This is a genomic window from Mesorhizobium sp. M4A.F.Ca.ET.050.02.1.1, assembly GCF_003997725.1.
Classification (GTDB): domain Bacteria; phylum Pseudomonadota; class Alphaproteobacteria; order Rhizobiales; family Rhizobiaceae; genus Mesorhizobium.
Window position 1 is genome coordinate 1 of sequence record NZ_RZSG01000856.1, and the last position, 2,459, is coordinate 2,459.

The window sequence follows — 2,459 nt, forward strand, 5'->3', positions numbered from 1 at the left end:
ATCGACACCTTGGGGCTGGATTTCACGCTGACTGCAGGCGCCCTGGTGGAGCAACCGCCGATCGTCACCATAGGCAAATGGCTCAGATTGTCAATAATTCTAATCTGGTTCCAGCAGAAATACCTACAATGTGGCGATCCTAACTTGTCACGCATGGTCGTATTATCGATTATCCAGACCATGCGCTGCAGTTGCGGAAAGGCTCTCTCTGCGGCTAGAGTGACCGCAAAGGACGCGGCAAGGACAAGAAAATGCTCCACGTGGCAGACTATGGCGGCAAGGAAGCCGACGTCGTTAAGGCGCTGGAGGAGGACATCATCTTCGGCCGCCTCGCGCCCGGCACACGGCTGGTCGAAGATGTGCTGCTCGGACGCTTCCCGGTGTCGCGCCACACCATCCGCCAGGCGCTCTACCAGTTGGAGAAGCTCGGCGTCGTCACCCGCGAACGCAACAAGGGCGCGATGGTGAGAAGGCTGTCACCCGACGAGGTCAGGCAGATCTACGAGGTGCGCGAGCTCTTGCAGCGGCAGGCGGCGCTGATGATCCCGCTGCCGGCCAGCGATGCGCTGATTGCGGAGCTGATGGAGATCCACCGGGTCTACAGCGCCCATGTCGACGCCCACTATCTGCGCGGCATCCACGAGGCCAATGACCGTTTCCACCTCACCATGTTCTCGGCCTGCGGCAACGACTACCTGGTGTCGTCGATCGACCACTACATGCGGCTCAGCCTACCGGTGCGGGCGAACTCACTCGCCGATCCGCAGAAGCTGGAAGTCTCGCGCCAGCACCACTGGTTCATGATCGAGGCAATGAAGCGCCGGGACAACTGGGTGCTGGCGCAGCTCTGCGTCGACCATCTGCAGCCAAGCAAGATGTTCTATCTCGAGGCGATCGAGAAGGCGGGGGATGGGGTTTAGGGGCCCTCCGCCGCCAGCCGCCGCCGCACCACTGCCGCATGGAACCGCGCGCCATGGACCAGGCCTTCATCATTGAAATCATAGGACGGATTGTGCAGCGGTGCGGAGGCGCCGTTGCCGAGGAAGATGAAGCAGCCCGGCACATGGGCGAGGAAGCGGGCGAAATCCTCCGAGCCGGTCATCGGCTCGGCCGCGACGCCGACGGCATCGCCGGCCAGCACGCTCCGGGCCGCAGCAAAAGCTTCGTCGACCAGGCTTGCGTCGTTGACCAGCGGCACGAACTCGCGCGTGTAAGTGACTTCGGCGGCGACGTCATAGGCCTGCGCCGTGCCCTCGGCGATGCGGCGCATCTCCTTCTCGATCGCGGCACTCACCTCGGGCCGGAAACTCCTGGCGTCGCCGAGGATGCGGGCAAGGCCCGGCAGCGCGTTGCGGGTGCCATCGGTGATCAGCTCGGTGACCGAAACGACGCCGATGTCGGCGGGGCTCAGGCGCCGCGAGACGATGGTCTGCAGGTTGACGACCAGCGCGCAGGCGGCGACCAGCGTCTCCTGGCCGGCATGTGGACGCGCGGCATGGCCGCCGACGCCTTTCAGCACGATCTCGAAATTGTCCTCGGCCGACATGATCGGCCCGACGCGGGTCTCGAAATGGCCAATGGGCAGGCCCGGCATGTTGTGCAGGCCGAAGATCTCCTCGAAGGGGAAGCGCTCGAGCAGTCCGTCGTCCAGCATGGCAAGCGCGCCCCTGCCCCATTCCTCGGCCGGCTGGAAGATGAAGCGCACCGTGCCGTCGAAGCCGCCTTCGGCGGCAAGCAGCTTTGCCGCGCCGAGCAGCATCGAGGTGTGGCCGTCATGGCCGCAGGCATGCATGGTGCCGGGTGTCTGGGAGCGGTAGGCCATCGTGCCCTGCTCGGCGATGCGCAGCGCGTCCATGTCGGCGCGCAGTGCGATCGCCCGGTTGCCGCTGCCCCTGGTCAGCGTGCCGACGACGCCGGTGCCGCCGATGCCTTCGGCGACCTCCAGCCCGAACGCGCGGAGTTTTTCGGCAACGAAGGCCGAGGTGCGCTTCTCCTCGAAGCCGAATTCGGGATGCGCGTGGAGATCGTGCCGCCACGCCGTCATCTCGCGGTGCAGTGCCTGCTGGTCGAGTTTGGCCATCGTCGCCCCTAAGCCTGTTCTTTACGCACCCGGACCGAAAGCTACGGCGAAGTCGCCGAGCCTGCTACGGCGAAGCCGCCGAGCCTGACCGTTATATACTTTCCGGACTTGTTTCAGGCAGGCTGCATCAGCACGTCGTCCGGCGCCACGCCGACCAGTTCGGCATAGCGGCCGGGGTCGGTCGCCCCCTCGGAGTTAATGACGAGCACGCGCGAATGGGTGTCGAGGTCGAGTGCCGCGCGCATCTGCTTGTCGCCTGCCGCGCGGATCAGTCCGGCGAGCCCCGCACCGCCGCTTTCGCCGGAGATGATCGCCGGATCGTGGCCCAAGGGTCGCGCCAGCCGCTTCATCACGGCGACCGCATCCTCTTCCTCCACCG

At 65.4% G+C, this 2,459-nt stretch carries 2 protein-coding genes and 1 pseudogene; 1 reads left to right on the plus strand and 2 read right to left on the minus strand.

Annotated elements, in window-relative coordinates; translation table 11 throughout:
• Positions 1–251 precede the first annotated feature (251 nt).
• On the plus strand, positions 252–920 hold the full coding sequence (locus EOA33_RS32230) for a GntR family transcriptional regulator (protein ID WP_127407467.1): 669 nt from the start codon (positions 252–254) through the stop codon (positions 918–920).
• Here the strand turns inward: EOA33_RS32230 and EOA33_RS32235 are convergent.
• Both EOA33_RS32235 and EOA33_RS32240 read right to left on the minus strand, forming a co-directional pair.
• Entirely contained in the window at positions 917–2,080 is a 1,164-nt protein-coding gene (locus EOA33_RS32235) for a M20 aminoacylase family protein (protein ID WP_127407468.1), read from the minus strand. The two genes, EOA33_RS32230 and EOA33_RS32235, sit on opposite strands and share 4 nt — an antisense overlap.
• Positions 2,081–2,193: 113 nt before the next feature.
• Positions 2,194–2,459: pseudogene (locus tag EOA33_RS32240) on the minus strand (diaminopropionate ammonia-lyase); the annotation flags it as partial.

Bases quoted from the DNA above. Each gene is read 5' to 3' on its own strand.
- EOA33_RS32235 (WP_127407468.1), bottom strand. From the start codon at position 2,080: ATGGCCAAACTCGACCAGCAGGCACTGCACCGCGAGATGACGGCGTGG.
- EOA33_RS32230 (WP_127407467.1), top strand. From the start codon at position 252: ATGCTCCACGTGGCAGACTATGGCGGCAAGGAAGCCGACGTCGTTAAG.